19 protein-coding genes and 1 other RNA gene are annotated in these 25,457 nt (G+C 55.5%); 10 read left to right on the top strand and 10 right to left on the bottom strand.

Annotated features, from left to right (window positions below; all coding sequences use genetic code 11):
* Positions 1–7 precede the first annotated feature (7 nt).
* From F1C16_RS01140 to F1C16_RS01110, 7 genes are all read right to left on the bottom strand, one after another.
* Complete coding sequence (locus F1C16_RS01140) at positions 8–1,537, bottom strand: lipopolysaccharide biosynthesis protein (RefSeq protein WP_185282563.1); 1,530 nt, start codon at positions 1,535–1,537, stop codon at positions 8–10.
* Positions 1,538–1,787: 250 nt separating this feature from the next.
* Positions 1,788–3,452 carry a ribonuclease Y gene (gene rny, locus F1C16_RS01135; RefSeq protein ID WP_185282562.1) on the bottom strand — a complete coding sequence of 555 codons (1,665 nt, stop codon included), beginning with the start codon at positions 3,450–3,452 and terminating at the stop codon, positions 1,788–1,790.
* Between the two features lie 125 nt (positions 3,453–3,577).
* Entirely contained in the window at positions 3,578–3,820 is a 243-nt protein-coding gene (locus tag F1C16_RS01130; RefSeq protein ID WP_246455625.1) for a cell division protein ZapA, read from the bottom strand.
* Between the two features lie 85 nt (positions 3,821–3,905).
* The gene (locus F1C16_RS01125; RefSeq protein WP_185282560.1) at positions 3,906–4,202 is read right to left on the bottom strand and encodes a hypothetical protein; all 297 of its coding nucleotides are present in this window, start codon (positions 4,200–4,202) and stop codon (positions 3,906–3,908) included.
* A gap of 261 nt (positions 4,203–4,463) precedes the next feature.
* Positions 4,464–6,968: a phenylalanine--tRNA ligase subunit beta gene (gene pheT / locus F1C16_RS01120; RefSeq protein ID WP_185282559.1), complete on the bottom strand. Its 2,505-nt coding sequence runs from the start codon at positions 6,966–6,968 to the stop codon at positions 4,464–4,466.
* 354 nt (positions 6,969–7,322) lie between these two features.
* Entirely contained in the window at positions 7,323–7,940 is a 618-nt protein-coding gene (locus F1C16_RS01115) for a DUF1684 domain-containing protein (RefSeq protein ID WP_185282558.1), read from the bottom strand.
* 79 nt (positions 7,941–8,019) lie between these two features.
* On the bottom strand, positions 8,020–10,473 hold the full coding sequence (locus tag F1C16_RS01110) for an outer membrane beta-barrel family protein (protein WP_185282557.1): 2,454 nt from the start codon (positions 10,471–10,473) through the stop codon (positions 8,020–8,022).
* A gap of 226 nt (positions 10,474–10,699) precedes the next feature.
* Between F1C16_RS01110 and F1C16_RS01105 the strand changes: the two genes are divergently transcribed.
* Positions 10,700–11,788 (top strand): sensor histidine kinase, encoded by a 1,089-nt coding sequence (locus F1C16_RS01105; protein WP_185282556.1) that lies wholly within the window; start codon positions 10,700–10,702, stop codon positions 11,786–11,788.
* The gene (locus F1C16_RS01100; RefSeq protein WP_185282555.1) at positions 11,785–12,480 is read left to right on the top strand and encodes a LytTR family DNA-binding domain-containing protein; all 696 of its coding nucleotides are present in this window, start codon (positions 11,785–11,787) and stop codon (positions 12,478–12,480) included. Before F1C16_RS01105 ends, F1C16_RS01100 begins: the two co-directional genes overlap by 4 nt.
* A 160-nt stretch (positions 12,481–12,640) precedes the next feature.
* Here the strand turns inward: F1C16_RS01100 and radC are convergent, their stop codons facing one another.
* Positions 12,641–13,384, bottom strand: a complete 744-nt coding sequence (gene radC / locus F1C16_RS01095) for a DNA repair protein RadC (protein ID WP_185282554.1) — start codon at positions 13,382–13,384, stop codon at positions 12,641–12,643.
* A 136-nt stretch (positions 13,385–13,520) separates the two neighbouring features.
* Here radC and F1C16_RS01090 point away from each other — a divergent pair, with 136 nt between their 5' ends.
* The 5 genes from F1C16_RS01090 to F1C16_RS01070 all read left to right on the top strand — a co-directional run bounded on the left by F1C16_RS01090 (position 13,521) and on the right by F1C16_RS01070 (position 17,746).
* The gene (locus tag F1C16_RS01090) at positions 13,521–14,747 is read left to right on the top strand and encodes a metallophosphoesterase (protein ID WP_185282553.1); all 1,227 of its coding nucleotides are present in this window, start codon (positions 13,521–13,523) and stop codon (positions 14,745–14,747) included.
* A gap of 103 nt (positions 14,748–14,850) precedes the next feature.
* Positions 14,851–15,495: a hypothetical protein gene (locus tag F1C16_RS01085; RefSeq protein ID WP_185282552.1), complete on the top strand. Its 645-nt coding sequence runs from the start codon at positions 14,851–14,853 to the stop codon at positions 15,493–15,495.
* 116 nt (positions 15,496–15,611) lie between these two features.
* The gene (locus F1C16_RS01080; protein WP_185282551.1) at positions 15,612–16,289 is read left to right on the top strand and encodes a carboxypeptidase-like regulatory domain-containing protein; all 678 of its coding nucleotides are present in this window, start codon (positions 15,612–15,614) and stop codon (positions 16,287–16,289) included.
* A gap of 149 nt (positions 16,290–16,438) precedes the next feature.
* Positions 16,439–17,341 carry a UV DNA damage repair endonuclease UvsE gene (uvsE, locus tag F1C16_RS01075; RefSeq protein WP_185282550.1) on the top strand — a complete coding sequence of 301 codons (903 nt, stop codon included), beginning with the start codon at positions 16,439–16,441 and terminating at the stop codon, positions 17,339–17,341.
* 27 nt (positions 17,342–17,368) lie between these two features.
* Positions 17,369–17,746, top strand: a complete 378-nt coding sequence (locus tag F1C16_RS01070) for a hypothetical protein (RefSeq protein ID WP_185282549.1) — start codon at positions 17,369–17,371, stop codon at positions 17,744–17,746.
* A gap of 656 nt (positions 17,747–18,402) precedes the next feature.
* On the opposite strand, the gene F1C16_RS01065 is transcribed toward F1C16_RS01070, so the two are convergent.
* Entirely contained in the window at positions 18,403–18,993 is a 591-nt protein-coding gene (locus F1C16_RS01065; RefSeq protein WP_185282548.1) for a hypothetical protein, read from the bottom strand.
* A gap of 234 nt (positions 18,994–19,227) precedes the next feature.
* Positions 19,228–19,599, bottom strand: a transfer-messenger RNA (tmRNA) gene (ssrA, locus tag F1C16_RS01060).
* A 233-nt stretch (positions 19,600–19,832) separates the two neighbouring features.
* Between ssrA and dnaX the strand changes: the two genes are divergently transcribed.
* The 3 genes from dnaX to F1C16_RS01045 all read left to right on the top strand — a co-directional run bounded on the left by dnaX (position 19,833) and on the right by F1C16_RS01045 (position 25,387).
* Positions 19,833–21,395 carry a DNA polymerase III subunit gamma/tau gene (gene dnaX, locus F1C16_RS01055; protein WP_258048985.1) on the top strand — a complete coding sequence of 521 codons (1,563 nt, stop codon included), beginning with the start codon at positions 19,833–19,835 and terminating at the stop codon, positions 21,393–21,395.
* On the top strand, positions 21,347–22,030 hold the full coding sequence (locus tag F1C16_RS01050) for a hypothetical protein (RefSeq protein ID WP_185282547.1): 684 nt from the start codon (positions 21,347–21,349) through the stop codon (positions 22,028–22,030). Before dnaX ends, F1C16_RS01050 begins: the two co-directional genes overlap by 49 nt.
* 339 nt (positions 22,031–22,369) lie before the next feature.
* Positions 22,370–25,387, top strand: coding sequence for a pitrilysin family protein (locus F1C16_RS01045; protein WP_185282546.1), 3,018 nt, complete (start codon positions 22,370–22,372; stop codon positions 25,385–25,387).
* Positions 25,388–25,457: the final 70 nt, after the last annotated feature.

Below are 25,457 nucleotides of genomic sequence, written 5' to 3'. Positions count from 1 at the left end.
AATTAAATTATTTCTTTTTAATAGATTGTGCCATTTCAACAATTGCCGCAACCTTTCTTCTAGTAGAAGAAAATGTAATCATCAAAGTCAGGTAAACGAACGCACCAACTATAAAACCGCATATACAATACCATACTAGCGGCAATGCTATGTTATACCGTTGCAGTAAAATACCATAGACAGCCATTGATATACCGCTAGCCACTGAGAAAGCTGCTGGCAAGGTTATTTCTTTTAAAAAGGCCGTTGCGCTAATCGGGCTTTGATTAAGAATATAGTATAACACAGGCACAAACAGTGTATATCCTACTATACCCTGTGCAATAGCAACCCCTCGAACACCATCTAGAAAAACTCCTATTGCAAAACCTGCCACCATAAAAAAAGCGTTAATCACCCCTATTATGAAGTATTTTTTTACACTACCAGTAGTTATTAAAACCAAGCTTGGCGTACTTGCTACCGGTTGAATAAAAGCAGAAATAGCTAATACTTGAAAAATAGGACCAGCTTCTGCCCACTGTTCGCCTAGGATAAGTAAAATTAATTCATTGGAAAAAACACCAAGATATACAATCATCGGCATCGAAAAGAATGCCAAAATAAATAGATACCTAAAGTAAAAACTCCTATATTTTTCCTTGTCATTCTGTAGTGAGCTTAAGGCAGGAATAGCTACCGAATTCAGTGGATTTCGCAGCTGTGTGATAGGTAACATAAGGAGCTGATACGCTTTAGAATATAGCCCAAGCGCTACTGAACCTACAAAACGGCCAATAAACACATTATCCATATTTCTGGAGAAGTGATTTACTACATCAAAACCTGTAATACCGGCGCCAAACTTTAAAAATGAACCTGTTTCAGATTTTTTGAATGTTAGGTCAGGCCTCCAATCACACAAAATCCATAAGGCTATTGTCTGCAATGCTGCTAATATTAACCCTTGCATTACAAGCGCCCAATAACCAAATCCCAACCAAGCCAGCAAAACCCCAATCAATAAGTTCAGACCAACAGTAACTAACTGTAATAGGGCCAAACTGTTAAAATACATCTGTCTTTTCAGCAAAGCGTTGTGTTGTAGCGACAACCCCGCTATGAATATAGTCAAAGCGGCAACCAACGTAATATTTAATAGACGTTGTTCATGGTAAAAACTCGCTATAGCTGGTGCTAATACAGCAACTACTAATGCTATTAAAAAACTAATAAAAACATTTACCCAAAAGACTGAGCTTACTTCACTTTGTGTTAATTCTTCTCGCTGAATAATAGCAGATGATAATCCTAGGTCTTTAAAAATAATAATAAATCCCGTTACGCTACTTACCATAGCTACCAAACCATAATCTTCAGGTAACAGTAGCCGAGCTAGAATAACAGTCTGTGCAGTCGACATCAAAAACAGAATAATTTGTCCTGCCATTGTGCTTACTCCGCCTCTGATAGATCGATCTTTCAGACCATCTTTGAGGTGCAGAGTATCAAACCATTTATCGTTTCTGGTGCCTTGCAATACTGTATTTTGATTCATTTTATTTTGTTATTCACCATGCCCGAAGCCACTTAGCTATGCATTGCGTGAGCAAGTTTAATGTATTATTCTTAGATTATTTGTTTTTAGATCGTTTTAAGACGCGTTTGTATTAGACTACCCAATCCTATCTCAGGTTAATAAGCTGCTTTGTTTAACCTGTATCACTTAGGTAATGGCTAACTGTGGCAAAGCAAAAAGGCCGCCGCAACTCTCGTTGCGGCGGCCTTTTTTGGCTTGTTGCCCTACCCTACTTGGCGTAGGCGACGGCGCGCATCTCCCGAATGACCGTAATCTTGATCTGGCCGGGATACTGCATTTCCTTCTCGATTTTCTGTGAAATCTCGTAGCTCAACTCCTGGGCGCGGTCGTCTGTTACGTTCTCGGCATTCACCATCACGCGCAGCTCGCGACCCGCCTGGATGGCGTAGCACTGCAACACCCCGTCAAACGACACAGCTGTTTCTTCCAGCTGCTTCAGACGCTTGATGTAGCTTTCCATCATCTCGCGGCGGGCACCGGGGCGCGAGCCCGAAATGGCGTCGCAGGCCTGCACCAGCGGCGCAATCATGGCCGTCATCTCCATCTCGTCGTGGTGGGCGCCGATGGCGTTTACCACATCGGGGTGCTCTTTGTACTTCTTAGCCATCTCCATGCCTAGGATGGCGTGGGGCAACTCAGGTTCCTCGGTGCTTACTTTGCCGATGTCGTGGAGCAAGCCGGCCCGTTTGGCGTGCTTCACGTTCAGGCCCAATTCGGCGGCCATGGTGGCGCACAGGTTGGCTACCTCGCGCGAGTGCTGGAGCAGGTTTTGGCCGTACGACGAGCGGAAACGCATGCGCCCTACCATCTTCACCAGCTCGGGGTGCAGGCCGTGAATGCCCAGGTCGATGATGGTTTTCTCGCCGATTTCCACGATTTCCTCGTCGATGTTCTTGCGGGTTTTGGCCACAATCTCCTCGATGCGGGCCGGGTGAATACGGCCGTCCTTCACCAGCAAATGCAGGCTCAGGCGGGCCACCTCGCGGCGCACCGGGTCGAAGCCCGAAATGATGATGGCCTCGGGCGTATCATCCACGATAATCTCCACGCCGGTAGCGGCTTCCAGGGCGCGGATATTCCTACCCTCGCGGCCGATAATCTTGCCCTTCACGTCGTCCGACTCGATGTTGAACACCGATACGCAGTTCTCAATGGCGTGTTCGGCAGCCGTGCGCTGAATGGTTTCCAGCACCACTTTCTTGGCGTCCTTGGTGGCCGTGAGCTTGCTCTGCGCCACTACGTCTTTGATGTATGAGGATGCCTGCAGCTGCGCCTCGTTTTTCAACGATTCTACCAGCTGCTCGCGTGCCTCGGCGGCCGTCAGCCCCGAAATGGTTTCAAGCTGCTGCTGCACTTGGCGGGCCTTCTCTTCGGCCTCTACCTCACGCAATTGCAGCTTCGCTAGCTGGGCTTCGTGGGTGGTCTGGCGCTTTTCTTCCTGGGCATCCAGCCGGTCGCGCTGCTGTTGGGCGTCGTTCTGGAGCTTGTCGCGCAGGGTGTCCAGCTCTTTTTCCTTGCGCTGAATCTGGTCGAGCTGCTTTTGCGTGGTTTGCGTGAGTTGCTTGATGTTCTGCTCCTGCTCCACCACGGCTTGGCGGCGCTGGGTCAACTCAGTGTCCAGCTCAGCTTTTTGGCGGCGGCTTTCCTGCTCAAACTCATGCTTGAGGGTCCGAAACTTGTCTTTCGACTGCTGAATCCGCTCGTCGCGGATGCGGTTGGCTTTCTCTTCTGCTTCTTGCAGAAGCTGTTGGGCGCGGGCGCGAGCCTCGGCCTCATGGTCCTGCCGGGCCTTGCCGGCCAGCAGGCGGCCGACAAACACGCCGGCCACAAGGGCAACGACGGCAGCCAGCGCGATATAAACATAGGGTGACATGTGCTATGGTTTTTGGGGAAGGGGTATATAAAAACCATAACAAAAAAACTAGTCCAACGCGTGCCCACCCGCGCAGCCGATTGCCGCAGGGGTAGGGTAAGCGTGAAACCGAAGCCGGGCTACGATTAGCCCAGCACCAGCGACGAAAGCAGCTCGTCCAAGCGCGCGAGGCGCTCGGTAAGGGCTGCATCGGTGCCGTCCTTCTCCTTGCCGACCTTCAGGCGGTCGACCATTGTGGTTAGGGCAATCATGGCCAATAGGTCTTGCTTGTCCTGGATGCCGTACTGGTCGCGAAACTCCTTAAGCTTTTCATTCAGCAGCTTACCGGCCATGCGCAGGCGCTCCTCATCGGGGGCGGCAACGCGCATGGGATATTCCCGTTCAGCAATACGAATTTTTATGGCTAAGTCGCTCATGCGAGCAGTGCGTTTTTAGGTGGATGGGGATAGGTCGTTACTCCTTCAAATAGGCAAGGCACTTATCTATTTCGCGGATGTATTCGTTGAGGCGCAGTTTCAGCTCGTTGACGTGGGCAGGTTTCTCTGCTACGGTATTGACAAGTTTAGCGATATTCTCCCGGTTCTGGAAATCCTTGAGCTGCCGGTCCCGGTCGCGCACATCGGCGCGCAGCTGCTCAATGGTGGTTTGGGCATCGCTCAATTCCTCCCGCACCTGCTGATAGGCAGCCACTAAGCTGTTCACTTGCCGCTCCAGGCGGTCGAGTTGGGCTAGTTGCTGGGAGGAAGCCATTTTTCAGTTTTAGATTAGTTGTCTACAATTTCTGAAAGAATAAAACTAGAACGTCATGCTCCATCTGACGCCCGCTTGTCGAAGCATCTCTACCGCTTTGTTGCTACCCGTTGAGGTTATTAACGGTAGAGATGCTTCGATAAGCGGACGCCAGATGGAACATGACAATACTATCCATTCGTCAGCACGCGAGATTTCTCATCTCTGCTTGATGCGCAGAATGTTTGAAATGACGTGCTGACTTCCCCCAAAAACCACTCCTTACTTCCGAATCAGGGCGCCGGCCTGCTTCTCGAATTGCTGGATGAGACGCTGCATCACCTGGTCGATGGCTTGGTCGGTGAGGGTTTGGGTAGGGTCTTGCAGGGCGAAGCTCACGGAGTAGGATTTCTTGCCTGCTCCCAGGTTCTCGCCCTCGTATACGTCGAACACATTCAGACTGTGCAGAAGTTTCTTCTCGGTGCGGCGCGCAATCTGCTGCAACTGATCGAACGTCACGGTCTTGTCTACCACCAGCGACAAGTCGCGGCGCACCTCCGGGAACTTGGGCAGCTCGCGGGCCACCAGCGTGTTCTTGTACTTGCGCACCAGCCAGTCCCAGTCCAATTCGGCGTACCACACCGGTTGGTTCACGTCGAGCTGCTTGAGCACACCCGGCGACACGGCCCCCAGGTGCACCACCGGCTGGTTCTGCACCAGCAAGGTAAGCCCACCCGCGAGGTAGGGATGCTGCACCGGCTGGCTGGCATAGTTGCTGAAGCCCAGCGACGCCAACACCTGCTGCACTGCCCCGGCCAGGTCGTGGAAGGTGGTTTTATCCGCCTTGTGCTGCCAGGTTTCGGCAGAAGCGTTGCCGGTGAGCAGCAGCACCAGCTTGTTCTGCTCCTGGTGCTTGCCCGTCTCGGGCTTCTGCGAGTAGGCTTTGCCGAACTCGTAGAGCTTCAGGTCTTTTTGGCGACGGTTGAGGTTGTAGCGCACCACTTCCAGGGCCGAGTGCAACACAGTGGGCCGCATGATGTCGAGGTCGGCGCTGTTGTAGTTGTGCACGCGTACCAGCGTTTCGTCCTTGGAACCCTTCTGCTCGAAATAAGCCGAGTTAGTGAGCGAGTTGGTGATAATCTCCGAATAGCCCTGCCCACTGAGTAAGCACGCCGTGTTCTGGCGCAGCACCTCTGGGTCGGGGTTCGGGAACTTGGCCAGGTAGGAAGCCGAGTTGAAGGGCCGGAGCGCCACGTTGTTGTAGCCGTAGATGCGCAGAATTTCCTCAATCACATCGGCCTCACGGGTCACGTCTACCTTGTGCGGCGGAATTTTCAGTTGCCATTCCGTTGCAGATTGCTCGTTGGCTGCTGGTTGAGCGGTGAGGAGCGTGAGATGCTCAGCTAGGTCCTGCCCTATTGCATTACCTGGTGATGGTTGCTCCTGAATCTCAATATCCAAATCCGTCAGAATCTGCCTGATGCGGTCTTCGCCTATCTCCTGCCCTACCAGTTTAGTTACGCGGGGTAGCCGCAGGCGCACCTCCGTAGGCTGAATGGGGGTAGGATATTCGTCGACCACCAGCGCGGCAATGCGCGCCCCGGCCACTTCCTGCAACAGCAGCGCCGCCCGCTTGAGGGCTACCGGCACCATATCGGGGTCGGTACCGCGCTCGAAGCGGAAGGAAGCGTCAGTTTTGAGCTGGTGGGTCTGGCTGGTTTTGCGCACCACGGCCGGCGCGAAATAGGCGCTTTCCAGGAACACGCGGGTAGTGGCGTTGCTCACACCCGAGGTCTTGCCCCCGAACACACCGGCCAGCGCCAGGGGCGCGCCGTTGGCATCAGCAATAACCAGGTCGGCGGCTTGGAGGGTACGCTCTGTGCCGTCCAGCGTTACGAACTTCTCGCCAGCTTCAGCCCGCTTCACTCGAATCTGGTTGCCCGTAATCTGGTCGGCATCAAAAGCGTGCAGGGGGTTACCCAGCTCGTGCAGCACGAAGTTGGTGACATCCACCACGTTGTTGATAGGCGACAGACCAATGCTGCGCAAGCGGCGCTGCAACCACTCCGGCGACGGTCCTACCTGTACGTTATCGACTAGCAAGCCGGCGTAGCGTGGGCAGGCAACTTCGTCTTCGATGGTGACGCTGATAGTGCTTTCGGCCGAGGTAGGCGCCTGGAAGCCGCTCACGTCGGGTAGGTGGCAGGGCTGACGCAGTAGGGCGCGCAGCTCGCGGGCCACGCCGTAGTGCGAGGCCGCGTCAGCGCGGTTGGGCGTCAAGCCAATTTCAAATACCGAATCGGAACCCAATCCGAAGTACTCAGCGGCCGGCGTGCCATTGGGCAAGTCGGTATCGAGCACCATAATACCAGCGTGCGACTCACCCAGCCCAATTTCATCCTCAGCGCAAATCATGCCTTCAGAAGCCGCCCCGCGAATCTTGGACTTCTTGATTTTGAACGGCTCACCGCTGCTAGGATGCAGCATAGCACCTTCCAGTGCCACCACCACTTTTTGGCCGGCTGCCACGTTGGGCGCACCGCATACAATCTGGCGCGGGGTGGCATCGCCTACGTCCACGGTGGTCAGGCTGAGCTTATCGGCATCGGGGTGTTTTTCGCGGGTGAGCACGGTGCCCAGCACCACGCCGCGCAGGCCACCGGGCACGCTTTCCAGCTCCTCAATGCCTTCCACTTCCAACCCGGAGCCGGTCAGCAGCTTCCCGATTTCCTCGGCCGATTGGGTGGTAGGGATGAGCGTACGGAGCCAGTCGTATGATATTTTCATGGGGTCATTTGCTAGTTGTTCGTTGTCAGGTAATAGTTGTTAGTTATCCGTTTTGAGTGACGCGAATACACATCATTTGGCAACCAACAACCAGCATCCGACAACTGATGCTGCCCGCAAAGGTAGGGATTTGGCAGGCTGCCCGAAACGCAGCCTGCCCTAGCTTTTGCTTGTTTATCGGAACCTATCTACAGCACCGAAGTTCTTTCGTCCAAAACCCACCTGTCATCCTGAGCGGAGCGAAGGATCTTCTCACAGCAGAACGACGGACGTAACAACGACTCGCTTTAACGTGACAAGGTCCTTCGCTCCACTCAGGATGACAGACGGGTTTCAGGTGTATGTTCCCTACCCCTACTCGTGAAAGGCCTTTTCGCCGGCTGGGATTTCTACATTCAGCCTATTCTCAGTGGGCGGCAGGGGGCACACGAAGCTGTTGTTGTAGGCGCAGTAGGGATTATAGGCGTGGTTGAAATCGAGTGTGATTTCGGTGTCGTCGGGGGCGGGTACGGCGGCGTCGAGGTAGCGGCCGCCGCCGTAGGTGACAAGGCCGTTGGTACGGTCAGCGAAGGGAATGAACAGCGTGGTATCAGGCCCGAACGCCCGGCGGTAGAGCGTGAGCTTGTACTCCTGCTTGTTCAGAATGAAAGTGGCTTGTCCCCAGCGCAGGTAGGTTTCGGGTTGCGCGCCGGTGGTAGCCATGCGCGCCGTGTCGCGCTTGGTAAGCCCCTGGTACTGCGCATCGAGTCGGTAGGCGCGGTCGGGCTCGTAGTAGGGTAAAGCTTTGAATGTATCGCGCTGGGCCTGGCTAAGTGGTGAGCCGCTCACGCGCCGGAACGAGTCGTCCTTTTCCTGGCGTTTCTTCTTTACGCCGATGATGTACTGGCTGTCGCTCAGCACCAAGTCTTGCAGAAAGTAGCCCACAATCAGCAGCAGGCCCAGACCAATAAAGAATTTCGGGTTGATTTTCACAGGGGCAAAGGTAGGGGCTGGCGCGAACCCCTGCTTCACCGATTGTACTTTTAAACAGGATAGTAGCCAAGATGAAACGCTAGTTAGCATTGCTTTCCATGCGCATCTTCTCGCTCTCGATGCCGGTGCGGCGCGTTCTGATAGCCTTCACTTTCTGGTTGCCGAAGCGGTAGCTGAAATTCAGCCGTGCGAAGCGACTCTCCATTTTATCGAGGCTAGAGGCCTGTACATCTTCCGCCCGCGTGTCGTAGCGGCGATTTTGCATGTTGAAGGGGTCAAAGACACTCAGAGTAAGGGTTCCTTTTTCTTTTAGTACCGATTTCGTTACCGCGATGCTACCGCCATACTGCGCCTTGAAGGAGTAGGCCCCGTAGGTGAGCGGCGACTGGTAGAAGAGGGAGATTTCTGAACTCATGCCGTGCGGCAAATTCACGGTGTTGTTGCTGCTGGCCATTACCCCTACACTCGACCGGTTGAGCCAGGGCATGGTAGGCGAGTTTAACCGGACGTAGGTTGCGCCCACAAAGTTCGACGTGGTGAGCACGCCGCCCAGCAACTGCTTGGTCAGGCTCACGTTGCCATCCACCGACGTGGCACTACTCAGGTTGGCGTCGGACTGAATGACAATGTTGGTAGCCGGGTCGCGACGGTATATTTCCGCTAGGATATTCGTGTGGCGGCCGTAGGACAAGGACGTCGTCACCGCGTTATTGTAGCTGTGCGAAACGGAGAAATTGTCGGAAAACGAGGGGCGAATGGTGGGGTTGCCTTGGTAGTAGAGGTAGGGGCTGACGTAGGTTAGAAAGGGATTGATAATGCCGAAGCGGAACCGGTCAATCTTGCGCTGGTAGCTTACATTCCACTGTTGCTTTTCCGACATCGTGTAGTCCAGCGCCACGTTGGGGAACAGGTTGAAGTAGTCGCGCTTGTTCACCTGCTGAAGCGTCAATGATTCCCCTTCGCTGTGCGTGTGCTCGGCCCGTACGCCTAGTTGCACAATTATTTTCTTGCTCACCGGCTGGCGTACCGAGACGTAGCCCGCGTTGATGTATTCGCGGTAGACGAAGTGGTTGGTGCGTTGCGCGTCGTTGAGCCAGTTGCCGCCCTCAGCCAGATTTTCCCAATGAATGTCGCTGTCGGTGATGGTGCGCAGCGACTTCAGGCCCGCTTCCAGCGCCGTAGCTTTGCCGAAGGAGCGCGTGTAGTCGGCGGTGAAGGAAGCCACCGTATTGCTGGCCGGTGAGTAGGTGCGTAGCGCAGAAGCCGTTGTTTCCTCAGTCGATAGAGCATAACCGGCATTGCGGTATTGCTCGTCGAAGCGCTTGCGAAAGGTGAGGTAATCCGCGTTGAGCTTCAGCTCCCCGCCGGCCGAATCCAGCACTGTGCGGTAGTATAGGCTAATGGTTGGGTTGAGGCCGCGCCCGGTGCCGTCGGTTTGCAGCACGTTGGTCGTACTGAGCGGGCCGTTCAGGTTCGCCACCGCAGAGTTGGTATTGCCGTTCGTTTCGCGGGCAGAGTGTATCCCGCGTACTTGCAGGCCCACCGAGCTGCGCTTGGTAAGGTCGTACTCCACGTTGATGCGCGCCGTCTGGCTGTTGCGCTCGGTCTGGGTGTAGCTCGCTTCGTCGATGCGCGTTTCCTGGTTCAGCACGCGGTGGCTGGTTAAGCGGCGGTACTGCTTGGTGCGTTGGTAGTCGAGGCCCCCGAATACGTTTAGTTTGTCGCGGCGGTAATTCAGGGTGAAGCCGCCGTTGTAGCGGGCGAAGCGGCCGGTCCCTACCCCAGCAGTCACGCTACCGTTGGTGCCAAAGGCGCTGTTTTTCTTGGTGAGGATGTTGATGACGGCCCCGCCGTTGGCGTCGTACTTGGCCGAGGGGTTGGCCACCACCTCCACTTTGTCGAGGGTGTTGCTGGGAAGGGAGGCGAGCAGTTCGGCCAAGTCGTTGCCCCCTAGGTTGGTCACTTTGCCGTCGATGAGTACCAGGGCCGTTTTGCCCCGCACCACGTAGCGGCCGCCTTGGTCCATCACGCCCGGGGCGCGGCTTAATACTTCGGCAGCAGTGCCGCCCGCCGCCAGCGGACTAGCGGCCACGTTGAGCACCAGCTTATCGGCGTGCTGCTCAATAAAGGCTTTCGTGCCCGTCACCTTCACCTCGCCCAGCGCGTGGTGCTCGGGGGCCAGCGCCACTGCCACCGCGGGAGTATTCCCGGCCCCTACCGCCACAGCCACCGGCTGTCCGGCACGGTAGCCCAGGTAGCGCACTTTCAGCGTATAGGCTCCCTTCGAGAGGCCCGCAAAGCTGAACGCACCTTGCTCGGTCGTGACTGTGCTTAGCATTTGATTGGTATCGTCTACTGCGCGCAGCACCACCGTCGCGAAGGGCAGCATCTGCCCCGACACGCTGTCGGCCACCGTGCCGGCCAAAGTACCTGGGGCCACCGGGGTGTGGGCGGTGGGCGTTTGTGCGGTAGTCGTAGTAGCTACCGACGTGAGGGTGCCGGCGAAAAGCAGGAAGGCGAAGACATTTTTCATAACGGAAGGATGATGTAGTCAGGGAGTGAATCCGTGCCGTTAGTCGGCTGGGAATGGGACAAAACAACCACCCCGCCGGCCTACCTTTCCGCTTTTTTCGACCGCACTACGGTTGATTTCGACCAACCATAGCGCGGCCTTTTTTAGTCGAAAAAAAGGCCGTATTGGTCGAAAAACCGCCCTCCTGACTTTCGTATCCGGTGCAAAACCCGCCACCTTCGCCCCTATGCAACAAGACGCTATGCGGCCCAGCCGCTTCCCTCTGGTATTCGAACTGCTGATTTGGGCGCTGTACGCAGGAATGTATAAGTATGCCTACTACCTGGAAGCCACTAAGCTGCACCCGGCGGAACGAGCCAACTTTCCGTTTCCGCAACTTATCCTGTTTGCACTGGCGGCTTCGCTCTACGTGCTGCCCTTCTACCGCTGGCTGCTTCCTACCCTGCTACGCCGCCGACGCTACGCGCTGCTGTTCTTCGTTGCCGTGCCCTACCTGTGGTGGGCCATCAAGCTCAACGAAACACTGGCCGCGGGTGCTTTCGCGCCTATTGCCGCCCCGCCCCTACTCACCGAATTTTATCGACAGAGTTATCAATACGGAGTAGCGCATTTGCTCGACCGGTCCTCCAATTTGCTGCTTCTCCTCACCGATATGCTGGCTTTCAGCTGCGTGGGTTTCGTGCGGGTGGCTTTCGAGCAGGAAGCGCGCCGCCGTCACATCGAGAAAGAGCACGCCGCTTTGCAACTGGAGCAACTCAAGGCCCAGTTGCAGCCGCATTTTCTGTTCAACACCCTCAACAGCATCTATGGCCTGAGTTTGGCTGGTTCGCCCGAGACGCCGCGCTTCATTTTACTGCTTTCTGAGCTGATGCGCTACGTGCTCTACGACAGCGGCAAAGAGTACATTGAGTTGCCGCATGAGGTGGCCTTTCTGGAAAATTACTTCGAGTTGGAGCAACGCAAGTACGAAAGTGCCAGCATCCGCTTCACGGCTACTGGCACGGAGCTGTTTGGGCGGCAGGTGCCGCCGCTGCTGTGGCTGCCGCTGGTGGAAAACAGCTTCAAGCACGGCCGGCATCACTTCAGCGACGAGGCCAGCGTGGCGGCCACGCTCACGGCCACGACCGATACGCTGCACTTCATCATTGAAAACGATATGCTGCCTACCCTACCCCCTACCTCGCCGCGCCGCAGCGGCGGCATTGGGTTGGAGAACATCCGGCGACGCCTGCAACTGTACTACCCCGGCACTCACCAACTGCACCTCTCCGAACACGCGGGCCGCTACCGTGCCGAGCTTATCTTGCACGCATGAGCATTGCCCCTACCCGCTGCCTGATTGTAGACGACGAGCCCCTAGCCCACCAGGTACTCACCCGCTTCATAGCCCAAACGCCCGGCCTCGTCCTCAGCGGCCAGTGCCGCAACGCCGTGGAGGCCCACGACTACCTCCGCCAGCACCCCGTCGACCTGCTGTTCCTAGACATTGAAATGCCGCTCGTAACGGGTCTGCATTTTCTCAAAGCCCTCGAAAATCCGCCTAAAACCATCCTAACCACCGCCTACCGCGAGTACGCCTACGAGGGCTACGAATTGGAAGTGCTCGACTACCTACTCAAACCCTTCAGCTACGAGCGATTCGCGAAAGCCGTGGCGCGCTACCAGCCCCCGGCCCCTGTCCTACCCGATGCGGCAACGCAGGAGTATTTGTTACTGAAAGACCAGGGCGGCTTGCTGAAAGTGCCGCTCTCTACCATCCGCTACGTGGAAGGCTGCAAAGACTACGTGAAAGTGGTGACGGAAACCAAGACCTACCTCCACCACGCTACCATGCAGAAAATGACGGAGCTGCTGGGGCCGCGCTTTGTGCGGGCGCATCGGTCGTTTATCGTCGGGGCAGCCCATATCAAGCTGCTTCAACCCGAGCAATTGGTGTTAACCGATGGCAATGCTATTCCCATCGGCAATTCTTACAAGCTAGAGCTGAGAGCATATTTCGAAAAGTGAGGTAGCGCGCTGCCGCTTGTCCTCCTGAGCTTGCGAAGGACCTTCTCACGTAAGCACGACCATCGTACCAACGACTTATGCTTGCGTGAGAAGGTCCTTCGCAAGCTCAGGATGACAGATGGGATTTAGGATAACAAACGACGTTTAGGATGTTCAAGCGTTACAGCATCCCTTCATCCGCGAAGCTGTAATACCCTAAATCCGTGTAAATCAGATGGTCCAAAATGGGCAGATCCAGGAACTGGCCAGCTTCTTTGAGCTTGCGGGTGAGGGCAATATCAGCGGCGCTGGGGTTTCGGTTGCCGCTGGGGTGGTTGTGCACCAGGATGATGCTGCTAGCCAGTTGCTCCAGGGCGTGCTTGAAAATAAGTTTGGGGTCGGCCACGGTGCCGGCCACGCCGCCGGTGCTCACGGGCTGCTTGCGCATCACCACGTTGGCGCGATTCAGTAAAACCACCCAAAACTCTTCATGCGGCAAGTCTTGTAAGTTGGGCCGGATGGTGTTGTAGATGTCGGTGGAGCAGGTGATAACCGTGCGCTGGCTGGCGGTGGCTTCCTTGCGGCGTCTACCCAGCTCCAAGGCCGCCACAATGGTAATGGCCTTGGCCTCGCCGATGCCTTTGTGGCGCATGAGTTCCTTCACCGAGAGCTTCGCTAGTGCATTCAAATCATTCTCCACCGCTTGTAAAATCAGTTTGGCTACGTCTACCGCCGAAAGCTTGGCCGTGCCCGAGCCCAGCAAAATAGCCATCAGCTCGGCGTCGGAGAGGGCAGCACGACCTTTGGTCAGCAGCTTTTCGCGGGGGCGGTCTTCCTCGGCCCAACTCTTGATGCTGAAGGAGGTAGGCGCCGAGTACGTATGAGTAGGAAGCTGCTCGTCGGCTAAACTATTTACCGGATTCATTGTACACCTGTGTGAAATTACATGCCTCCGGTAAGCAAACATAGTACCGGCCAGCATACAGTAAAATCTCCGTTCTTTCGTCTACCCTCACGCGGCCGTTTGGTGGCTGTTTTCTTCTTCCCTCCTTCGTTTTTGCATGTCTCGTTTTTTGTCGTTACCAGTTCTGTTTTTCTTTCTCTTAGTTGAATGGTACGGCCTGCAAGCCGTGCGCACCGCCATCCAACCCGACACATCTGGCGGCCGGCGGCTGACTGCGGTGGTGTATGTGGTGGTGACGCTGCTGGTCTGGGGGCTGGGCATTTGGGCCATCAGCACGCGCCGCACCGCGCAGCCGCATTACAAAGTCTACTTCTTGGGCCTGTTGCTGGGACTAATTGCAGCCAAGCTTGTGATTGCCCTACCCCTACTGCTGGAAGACGTGGTGCGGGGCGGGCGCTTCGTGGCGCGGCAGTTTAGCGGCAGCTCAGCGGGCGGTGAGCCTATTTCGCGCAGTGCGTTTCTGAGCCGGGCGGCGCTATTGCTGGGTGCCGTGCCCTTGGTGGCGCTGGTCTGGGGCATCGTCCGCGGTGGCACCGACTACCAGGTGAAGCGTCGGGTGCTGCGCTTCCCCAATTTGCCGGCTTCGTTCGACGGCTTCAAAATCCTGCAAATCTCGGACCTGCACACGGGTTCATTCACCTCCAAAGAGCCGTTGCAGCGTGCCGTAAAGATTATCAACGACCAACAGGCCGACCTCATCTTCATGACCGGCGACTTGGTAAACAACGTGGCGACGGAGGTAGAAGAGCACATTGAGACGCTGGCGGGCATTCGCTCGGAGCGGCCTATTTATTCCATCCTCGGCAACCACGATTACGGGGACTATGTGCAGTGGGAATCGTTAGAGGCTAAACGCGCTAACCTGGAACGCCTGATGCAGAACCACGCCAAAATTGGGTGGGAACTGCTGATGGACGAAAACCGTGTGGTAGAGCACAATGGCGAGAAAATCGTCATTCTCGGCGTGCAAAACTGGGGAACCAAGTTCGTGCAGCACGGCAATCTGGCCAAAGCGCACGCCGGCTCCGGCGATGCGCCGTTCAAAATCCTGCTCACCCACGACCCTACCCACTGGGATGCGCAAGTGCATGAGTACCAAGACATCGACCTGACGCTCTCAGGCCACACACACGGCGCGCAGTTTGGCGTGAACCTGCCGCACCTGAAGTGGAGCCCCGTGCAGTATGTATACAAGCAGTGGGCCGGCCTGTACAAACGAGGTAAGCAGCACCTGTACGTAAATGTGGGCCTAGGCTTTCTGGGCTACCCTGGACGGGTAGGATTTTTACCCGAAATCACAGTGCTGGAATTGCGCCGCGCGTAGGTCCGGTAAAAGTCAGTGGAGCGAGCAAAAATAACCTCCTGCCCTTAGATGCGTATATGCCGCACATTCCTTTTTTGCTCTCTCCTCTTCATACTGACTTATCATGAAAAAGACTTTTTTGCTGCTCAGCTGCGCTGCTGCGCTGACCATGGCTTCCTGCTCGGACAACAAAACCGAAACCGCCACCACGGATACCATGGATACTGCCGCGTCTACCACCGACGCGAATGATGCTACCTACCGCTCGCAGGCCGATGCTACCGCTCAGCGCATGGCTACCGACCTGAACGTGACGGACACAGCCGTGGTATCGAAAGCCCGCGACGCGTACTACAACCGCGCCCGCAAGCTGGCCGATGTGCGCAACCAGTACACCAACGACACCACCGGTCTGGGTGCTGCCAAGCGTGCCGCCTACCTGGAGTCGAACGAGGAATTCCACGATTTCCTGACCCCTGAGCAGTACACGGCCTACACCAGCAACCCCGGCCGCTACTACGAGGAAGTAGATATCGTGACCGTGACGCCGGCGCCGGCGCCGCTTACGCCTGGCCAGAAGATTGAGCGCGCTGCCGCTGGTGTAGCGCCCGGTACCAAAGTAGAAGGTCCCGATGGTAGCAAGATTGAGGTTGATAAAGACGGCGACATCAAAATCAAAGATGCCCAGGGCAACAAAGCCAAGAAAGCCGGCGACGATGGCACCGTGAAGCTGAAGCCTGAAGACGGCGACAAAGTAAAGATCAAGTAGCCTCGTTTCTCTCGTATACAAAAGCCCGCCCGTGCAACGGAGCGGGCTTTTTTCGGCTCAATCCGTAAACCACAGGCAATAGTGCCGAAAGTCTGCGTTAGCTTTGTTTTGTGAGTATGCTACCTTTTCCACGTCTTGCGCAACTACAGGTGGTGCGGTTGCTAGGGCTTCTGCTCCTGTTGTGGCTGTGGTCGGCCGGCGCCGCGCAGGCCCAAGTACGCGTGACAGGTACCGTATCGGACGCCGAAACGCGCAAGCCCGTGCCGCGGGTTACGGTGCTACTCCAAGGCAAAGGCCAGGGCGTTATTGCTTCTGACCAGGGCGATTTCAGCCTGACCGCCACCGCCCGTGATACCTTAGTGTTTCAGGCCCTGGGCTATAAAACCCAACGCTTGGTGGTAGGCAACAGCGGCTTGTCGCAAATTATTCTGCAAATCAAGCTGCAACCGGCCAGTATTGAGCTGCAAAGCGTGGAGGTGCGCCAGGGTCGGCCCTCTGATGCCGTGATTAACCGGGCACTACGCAACATGAAGCGCCCTACCCCACCCGATAATGCCGTAAAGCGTCCGGCCCCGCCCAAGCCCCTGTTCCCCGTCGATAGTACGGCGCCAAAGTCAGCCACGGAATCGGCCTCGATACAAAATCCAGTGAGCCTGCTCTACGAGCAGTTCTCGCGCGAAGGCAAACAGCGCCAGAAGATGGAGGAAATTCAGGCGCAGGAAAGGCTTCAAAAAGCTCTTAAAGCCCGACGAGAGTATAACAAATACTTTTTGGATAATCGGGGTTACGAATAGCCTTTTTACAGTGCTTTGACGCTTTTTTTAGTAGACTAACTCCGTAGCTTGCTGTAATAGCAAATTCATAGTCAATACAATATAAATTTACACATACTACGTATAACCTTTTCTACAACTTCGTCCTGTGGTAATCGTACGATTGTAGTATGAGAATAGGGTATCCTTGCGTCAATGAATCGCTTGATTGTTCCTCTGCATCTACGTTTCGATTGGCATCTTACTCAGATGAACGCGTAGAGCAGACCGTGGCCAACAATTTGGCTTGCTTGCAGCGCATTCTGACGTATAACGTAGAAAACGACCTGCTCTTTTTCCGGATTGGGTCGAATATCGTTCCGTTTGGTTCGCACGCTATCAATACCTACCCGTGGCAAACCCGATTTGCAGCGGAGTTCCGAGCCATTGGAGACTACATCCGGCAGCACCAAATGCGCGTGTCGTTGCACCCCGATCAGTTTGTGGTGCTGAACTCGCCCGACGCAGGCATTGTAGAGCGCAGTATTGCCGAGCTGGTTTACCAGGGCTCTATGTTGGATCTGATGGGCATGGACACCACTGCCAAGCTGCAAATCCATGTAGGAGGCCTCTACAACAACCGCGAGTTGGCTCTCAATCGGTTTGAGGACACGTACCGGACCCTACCCGAACAGGTGCGTAACCGGGTGGTTATCGAAAACGACGACCGCCTCTTCAGCCTGCGCGACTGCCTACGCCTGCACGAGGCCGTGGGCGTCCCCATCCTGTTCGATACTTTCCACCACGAATGCCTGAACCACGGCGAGCCGATGGCGGAGGCCCTGCGCCTAGCCGCCTCTACCTGGCACCCCATCCGCGACGGTGTAATTATGCTGGACTACAGTTCGCAACAGCCCGGTGAACGCAAAGGCAAACACACCTCCACGTTGGTCGATGCCCTGTTCCACGACTTGCTACCGCACTTGCACGGCCTTGATGCGGATATCATGCTGGAAATAAAAGATAAAGAATCTAGTGCCCTACGTGCGGCAACTATTCTACGACAAGCGGGTCTACTACAAACCGCTTCCTAACTCTCTGCTCCCTCACCTTATTTCGCTATGGCAAACCTTCCCTCCGCTCATTCGGGCGATATCCTTCTCACCCATACTATACAGGCTCTGCTGCAAGGTCCTACCGGTATCCCCATTAGCACGTCGCTCACCCACGTTGACCAGTGGTATCAGCTTCTGATTGATAGTGGTATACCTGCTTTTCAGGACATTGCCCGCGAGTTGGGCAACCTGCAATCGTTGATCAGCGCGGAGCAGGATATTTTTGATGGTAAATCCATCGGCCGGTCGCTCAGTATGCTAGGCGCCCAAACCATTCAGGCCGCCGATAACGTGGATGATACGCTGAAGGCCGATTTGAGCAAGCTCGGCGACCTGCTAATTAAGTTTGGCGGCGATTTGGAAAACCATGCCTTGCTAGCATAAGAAGCAGACGCTTACCAGCAAGCCCGTTTCCATCTCGTGGGAACGGGCTTTTTTTCTGCCAATAGCTTATTGTATGCCCCTTTTTGTTGGTATTATTCTCGTAGAAATGGATTACGAATATATTATGAAATTTTTGAACTACTTCAATACCAACCACATGCGACGATGAAACATAATTATATTAGGTTTTGCAAAATTATAACAGGAGTAGTATATTTCCAGAACCTTTAAACGTCTTGGCCTTGTGTTTAGGACGTTCTGCTCTCTCGCCTTATCTATCCCGCCCATGTACACACCAGCAAAAGAACTCGAGCTCACTTGGTATGAGAAGCTATTCATGTATGGCGCGTTAAGCTGGGCTAGCGTAGCGGGCTATTGTATCGTACATGTACTATCCTAGTTCAGCAGTCACTGCTTACTTAAGGTAGGATACCGTTTTGCACGAGCGCAAGGCAGAAACCCACGTGCTACATGGGGTTTCTGCCTTGCGCTCGTAGTTTTCCGGCAAACGCTGCTAGAACTTAATGCGCCGTTCCCAAACTAGAGGTAGAAGAAATAAATAACACGCAAAAAAGCCCGTTTCCGTACCGGAGGCGGGCTTTTCTATGGGGTCACGGATAGAGGCTTGGACCTGATCAAAGCCACAGGCGACTAAGCTAGGGTGTCTGCTCTGTGGCTAAGAAATCACGAACTGCTTGTTCAGTAATAAGATAACTGGCTCCGTTGCGACGGGCTTTGTCATTATTAGGTCCAGAGTATTGAGAACAAATTTTTCCACTAAACACAAGTTCCCGCGCTTCCTCCTCCGTGCTGCTTAGCCGATCGGCTAACTTTCGCTCCATAGGACGATTGACACCTATACGGTACACCCTACCCAGTTTGCGTTCCTCTACCAGGGCTTCCATCAATATGTCGAAGTGCGCTCTATTCTCTGCTAAGCGCTGTGTCAAATTCTTGGTTTCAGCCACTGAGTCATCAGACGGGAGAGGTAGAGAAATTACTTTATTCGTTTCTACCATATCCCCTTTACCTAATACAAGCCAATCCATCCGCACTTGCGGTAAGGCAGCCCCTATTTTTTGTAGGACTACTACAGATGGAACACTCTGCCGGCTACCTAAGATTGATCCTAAACTCTGATAGCTTATATCCGCAGCCTTCGCAAAGGCTGATTTATTGCCTTTATGATAACACTGCACTAACTCAGCAATTCGCTGATTCACAGATTTTCGTTCCTTCTCATTCATAACTCTGCATCTACTTCTTCGTCATTTTGCACAAAATAACAGACACAAATTTGGATTATTCCAGTGAATACACCAACATATGCGGCAAGATGAATGATAGATTAATACTTTGCCGCTTTCTTAAAGCTGTAAATCCCTTCTAGCCTTCGTGTACTGTATAAAACATGAAAGCAGCGTCTCTTGCTGTACCCCCAGAAAACAAAAAGCCCGTTTCCATACCGGAAACGGGCTTTTCTGTGGAGTCGCAGGGATTCGAACCCTGGTCCAGACAAGGAAGGCGTCGGGCTTTCTACGTGTGTATCTATGCTTGGATTGTCGGGGTAGCCCGGGCGCACATCAGGCCTTTAGTCTACCCGTAGATGCAGTTAGGTTTCGCCGCGTGGTCACACCTCCCACGTGGCTATCTTTTACTTACGACGCCCCGAACTCACCCGTGTAAAAGAAAACGGATGCGGGACGATGGCATTACTTAGTACCTAGACTAGGCAGCCATGGCGTAGGAATACTCGCCAGTTATTGTTCGGACGACTTTTTAACGGGAGATTCATCCAACTCCCGACACGCTTACTCGCGACTTGCACAAGCTGTCAATTCCATGTCGACCCCAGATTAGAAAGAACGGTACCCGCCGTAAGAGGCGGGGCGTAAATGTACGCGGATTAGTTAGAAAACGTTGCAGCAGGGCTAATTTGTTCCCGTTTGTCATTCCGAGCGCAGCGAGGAATCTGCGTGTGACGCTACTATCTTCTGCCTCAGATTCCTCGCTGCGCTCGGAATGACAAACACCGCTGCCGACTTCCAAAGCCCGCCATTTCGGGGTATCTTTGTAGGATAGCACTATGGAGAATTTCGTTGTTTCGGCCCGGAAGTACCGTCCGGCCACGTTTCGCAGCGTGGTGGGGCAGCAGCACGTGACTACTACCCTGCAAAACGCCATTGCCTCGCAGCATCTGGCCCAGGCCTTCCTGTTTTGCGGGCCGCGGGGGGTAGGCAAAACCACCTGCGCCCGCATCCTGGCCAAGACCATCAACTGCGAGTTTGTGGAGGAGCACGTGCGGCAGGGCCGCTCGGTGGCGGAGCTGGTAGCGGCTGGCCGACAGGACATTATTCCCGACTCCGTCCTCCACTCCCCTACCCCCGACGCGCCCGCCGAGCTGGAAGCCTGCGGGAAATGCGCCTCGTGCCGGGCGTTTCAGGAAAACGCGTCGTTTAACGTGCACGAGCTGGACGCGGCCTCCAACAACTCGGTGGAGGATATTCGCTCTTTAGTGGAGCAGGTGCGCTACGCCCCGCAGCAGGGCCGCTTCAAGGTGTACATCATCGACGAGGTGCACATGCTGTCGAATGCGGCTTTCAACGCGTTTCTGAAGACGCTGGAGGAGCCGCCGGGCTACGCCATTTTCATTCTGGCTACCACCGAGCGCCACAAGATTATTCCTACCATCCTGTCGCGCTGTCAGGTGTTTGACTTCAACCGGATTCGGGTGGATGACATTCGCGGGCACTTGCGCTACGTGGCGGAGCAGGAAAAAATCCGGGCCGAGGATGACGCGCTGCACCTGCTGGCCCAAAAGGCCGACGGCGGTTTGCGCGACGCCCTGAGCATGTTCGACCAGATGGTGACCTTCGCCGGGCACGACCTACGCTACCAGGACGTGGTGCAGAATCTGCACATTCTGGATTATGAGTACTATTTCCGGCTGGTGGATGCCCTGTTGCGCGAAGACCTGTCGCAGACTTTATTGCTGCTGGATGAGGTGATGCAGAACGGCTTCGATTTGCACAACTTTGTGGTGGGCGCCGCCGAGCACCTGCGCGGCCTGCTGGTGTGCAAAGACCCCGTAACGGTGCAACTCCTGGAAGTATCGGAAGGTATCCGGCAGCGGTACGTGCAGCAGGCCCAGGCCGCGCCGCTGGCCTTTTTGCTCTCGGCCCTGAACCTGGTGAGCCAGTGCGACCGGGAGTTCAAGCAAGCCAAAAACCAGCGCCTGCACGTGGAGCTGACGCTCATGAAGCTGGCCTACCTCAACGGCGCCGTGCAGTTTGCCCGCGACCTGAGCAGCCCCGCCGCCAACGGCGAGGCGAAAAAAAAAAGTAGTCCCGTAGCCCCGCCTACCCCTGCGGCGGCAGCTGATAACCAGTTGGTGGCCGATGGTACTGCTGAGGCACCGGCTGCCTATGCCGTAGCCGCGCCGCCTACCACTGCACCAGCGCCGCCCGCGACCCGTCCTCTACCCTCACCTACCCCAGTAGCGGTCAGTGTTCCGGCCGCGCCTGCTGCGCCAGCACCAGCAGTAAGCGCGCTCCCTACCCCCCCCCCCTGCAACACGCCCCCGCCGACCCGCAGCCTATTGTGCCGGTGGAAAGCGGCGTGGAAGAACTGCACGACACGCCCAGCATAGAGGACGAGACAGCCGACTTACCCAACCCTACCCAGCAATTCCGCGACACGCAGCCGCATGTGGAGGTAGGGCGCCCCAGCTTCGAGGGGCACGAGCCGGCACCTGGTTTGCCGCTGCCTCCGGTTACGCGCCCCAGCGGCCCAATCCAGTCGAAGGTGCCTAGCCTGCCGAGCTTATCGGCCCTGAAAGCGAAGGTAGCCCAGCAGGCCAGCACTGTGAAAGCGGCTCCTACCCTCGACGTGGAGCCTACCTCTGTGGACGGCCTACCGCCGATAGACGAAGAAGTATTGCACCGCGTGTGGAACGAGCTGAAGGAGGAGCGCAAGGCACAAGAACGAATGAGCGAGTATATGGTGCTCAACCGCCCCGTGCAGGCCAACGCACGTCATACGATAGAGCTCATTGTAGACAATCCGGTGCAGGTGGACCAGTTCAACGAGTTTCGGGCGGAGCTGCTCACAGAGCTGCGGCGGCGCACGGGCTACCCCCGTCTCACGGTGCAGGTAAGCGTAGCTCCACAGGCCCAAACGGCCCGCAAGCTTTACACGTCGTCGGATAAGTTTGAGTACCTGGCCGAGAAGTTTCCGATGCTGCATGAGATGAAGCAGCGCTTGGGATTGGATACGGATTTCTGATCACGGATTCGCTCGGATGTTGAGGATTGGTCGGATTTTGTAGACGATTGCGGCTTGGCTGTCATCCTGAGCCTGCGAAGGACCTTATCACGGTAGAACTACAGGCATTATAACGACTCGTTCAACTGGCAGAAGGTCCTTCGCAAGCTCAGGATGACAAACGGGAAAGGCACCGTCCACAAAATCCGACCAATCCAATAAATCCGAGCGAATCCGTGGTCCTATACACAAAATTTCGCACTTCGCGGGTGCGACGGGGTATTTCGGGGACGGTCGGGCTTTTTATTCCAAAAGAGGCCCCCTATCTTTGATTTCTTAAGTCCTCCGCACCGCCTTCCTGTGAAAAAACCCCTTCTACTAGTACTTCCGGCCCTGGCTACCCTGGGTTTCACCCAATGCCAGTCCAGCAAACCGGCCGCTACTGCTCCCGCCACCGAAGCCCCCATTACCGCCGCGAAGCAGAAAGAGTACAAGTACGAAACGGTGGAAGGCGACCCGCTGAAAGCCCGTATCTACACGCTGGATAACGGCCTGACGGTCTACCTCTCCGACTACGACGACGCGCCGCGCATCCAGACGTACCTGGCTGTGCGCGCCGGCTCCAAAAATGACCCGCACAACGCTACCGGTCTGGCACACTACCTAGAGCACATGGTGTTCAAGGGCACTTCCAAACTGGGCACGCAGAACTGGCAGGCTGAGAAGCCGGAGCTGGATAAAATTGAAGGGCTGTACGAGCAGTACCGCGCCACCCGCGACGCGGCGCAGCGCAAGAAGCTCTACCACCAGATCGACTCCGTATCGAGCGTAGCAGCCAAGTTGGCTGTGGCGAATGAGTACGATAAGGTGATGGGCGCCATTGGCTCGAAAGGCTCCAATGCCTACACCTCGGTGGAGCAGACGGTGTATCAGGAGGATATTCCGAGCAACCAGATTGAGAAGTGGGCCGCCATCCAAAGCGAGCGACTGAAGGAGATGGTGCCGCGCCTGTTTCATACGGAGCTGGAAGCGGTGTATGAGGAGAAAAACCGCACCCTCGACAACGACTTTTCCAAGGAATACCAGGCGCTGAACGCCGGCCTCTACCAAAAACACGAGTACGGCACGCAGACCACCATCGGCACGATTGAGCACCTGCAAAATCCGTCGATTACGGAGATTAAGAAGTATTTCGGGCAGTACTATGTGCCCAACAACGTGGCGCTGGCCCTGAGCGGTGACCTGGATTACGACCAGACTATCCGCCTGATTGACCAGTACTTTGGGCAGATGGAGCGCAAGCCGGTGCCTGCGTTTGAGCCGGCGAAGGAAGCGCCCCTCACTACCCCATTGGTGAAGGAAGTGGTAGGGCCGTCGGCTGAAAACGTAATGCTGGGCTTCCGCTTTCCCGGCACTACCACCGACGACGCGCTGGTGCTGCGCATGATCGACAAGATCCTGACCAACGGTCAGGCCGGCCTCATCGACCTCGACCTGAATCAGCAGCAGAAAGTATTGCAGGCATCGTCGTTCACAGATTTGAATGATGATTATTCCTCGCACATCATGTACGCTACCCCGCGCCAGGGCCAAACACTGGACCAGGTGAAGGCGCTGCTGCTAGGCGAGCTGGACAAGGTAAAGAAGGGCGACTTCCCGGAGTGGCTGATTCCGGCCATCATCAACAACGAGGAGCTGCAACGCACCAAGAGCTACGAGGACAACGAAGCCCGCGCGGGTGCTTTTGTAGCGGCGTTCATTGCCCGCCAAGACTGGAAAGACTACCTCAAGCAGTTCGACGACTTCGCCAAGATCAAGAAGGAAGATGTGGTGCGCGTGGTTAATCAGTACTACCAGAACAATTACGTAGTGGTATACAAGCGCACCGGCCAGGACAAAACCACCGAGAAGGTAGTGAAGCCGGCCATTACGCCGGTGCCCGTGAACCGCGACGCTGCTTCCGACTTCTACAAGCAGGTGACAGCCATGCAGTCGCCGGAATTGCAGCCGGTGTTTGTGGATTACAAGAAGGATATTCAGGAGGTGAAGCTTAGCTCGGGCGTGCCGGTGTTCTACACCCGCAACGCTGAGAATAACCTGTTCAATCTCTACTACGTGCTCGATATGGGCACCAATGCTGACCCACGCCTGGGCCTAGCCACCGACTACCTCCAGTATCTGGGCACTGATAAGTACACGGCCGCGCAATTGCAGCAGGAGTTCTACAAACTAGGCTGTTCGTTCTCGGTGAGCAGCGGGCAGGACCGTACGTTCGTGAGTCTCTCCGGCCTCGACAGCAACATGGAGCCCGCTTTGCAGCTATTCGAAAGCCTATTGCGCGCCCCCAAGGCCGACGCGGAGGCCCTCAAAAACATGGTGGCCGGTACCTTGAAAGCCCGCCAGGATGCCAAGCTAAACAAGAACGTGATTCTGCAACAGGCCATGGTGAACTACGCCAAGTATGGCCCCAAGAATCCATTCACGACCCAACTCAGCGAGAAAGAATTGAAGGCGCTGAAGCCGCAGGACCTGATTAGCCGCATTCAGCAGCTCACGGGCTACCAGCATCGCGTGCTGTATTATGGGCCGCGGCCAGTTGCAACGGACGTAGCAGCTCTTATTCCCAACGGCGGTAGCTCGGAGTACGTCGTTGCTGGTATAAAAAACACCCTTGATCAATATCACCGTACGCCCGCTACCCTCAAGCCCGTACCGGCCGACAAGGACTTTGCCGAGCAGCCCATGAACCAGCGCCAGGTATACTGGGTGGACTACAACATGGTGCAGGCCGAAATTCTGTTCCTAACCAAGGGCGACGCCTACGATAAAGCGCTGGTGCCCACGGTGAGCCTGTACAACGAGTATTTCGGTGGGTCGATGGGGAGCATTGTGTTCCAGGAGCTGCGCGAGAGCAAGGCGCTGGCGTACTCAGCCTCGTCGCGCTACGCGAGTGCCGATAAGCTGGGTCGCTCCAACTACATCACCTCCTACATCGGCACGCAGAGCGACAAGCTGCCCGAGGCTATGGCTGGCATGGCGGGTTTGCTGAACGATATGCCCGCGGCGGAAGCAAACCTAACGATTGCCAAGAACGCCATTCGCAACAGCATCGCCACGGAGCGCATCACGAAGTCGAATATCCTGATGAGCTACGAGCGCGCCAAACGCCTCGGTCTCGATTATGATGTGCGCCGCGACGTGTATGAGAAAACGTACAACATGAGCTTTGACGACTTGAAGAAGTTTCAGGAGGCTAAGGTGAAAGGCCAGAACCAAACCATTCTCGTTATCGGCTCCAAAGACCGTTTGAATTTCAAGGAGCTTGCTAAATACGGCAAGGTTCAACAACTTACCCTGAAAGAGATTTTTGGGTATTAACCCTGTCATTCTGAGCGGAGCGAAGGACCTTCTCACGATAGAACGTGTATCGTGCAGCAACCGCGCTACC

This window comes from Hymenobacter sp. NBH84 (assembly GCF_014217645.1).
Lineage (GTDB): Bacteria > Bacteroidota > Bacteroidia > Cytophagales > Hymenobacteraceae > Hymenobacter > Hymenobacter profundi.
The sequence above is the reverse complement of the archived record's forward strand: the minus strand, read 5'-3'. Positions and strand labels throughout refer to the sequence as shown.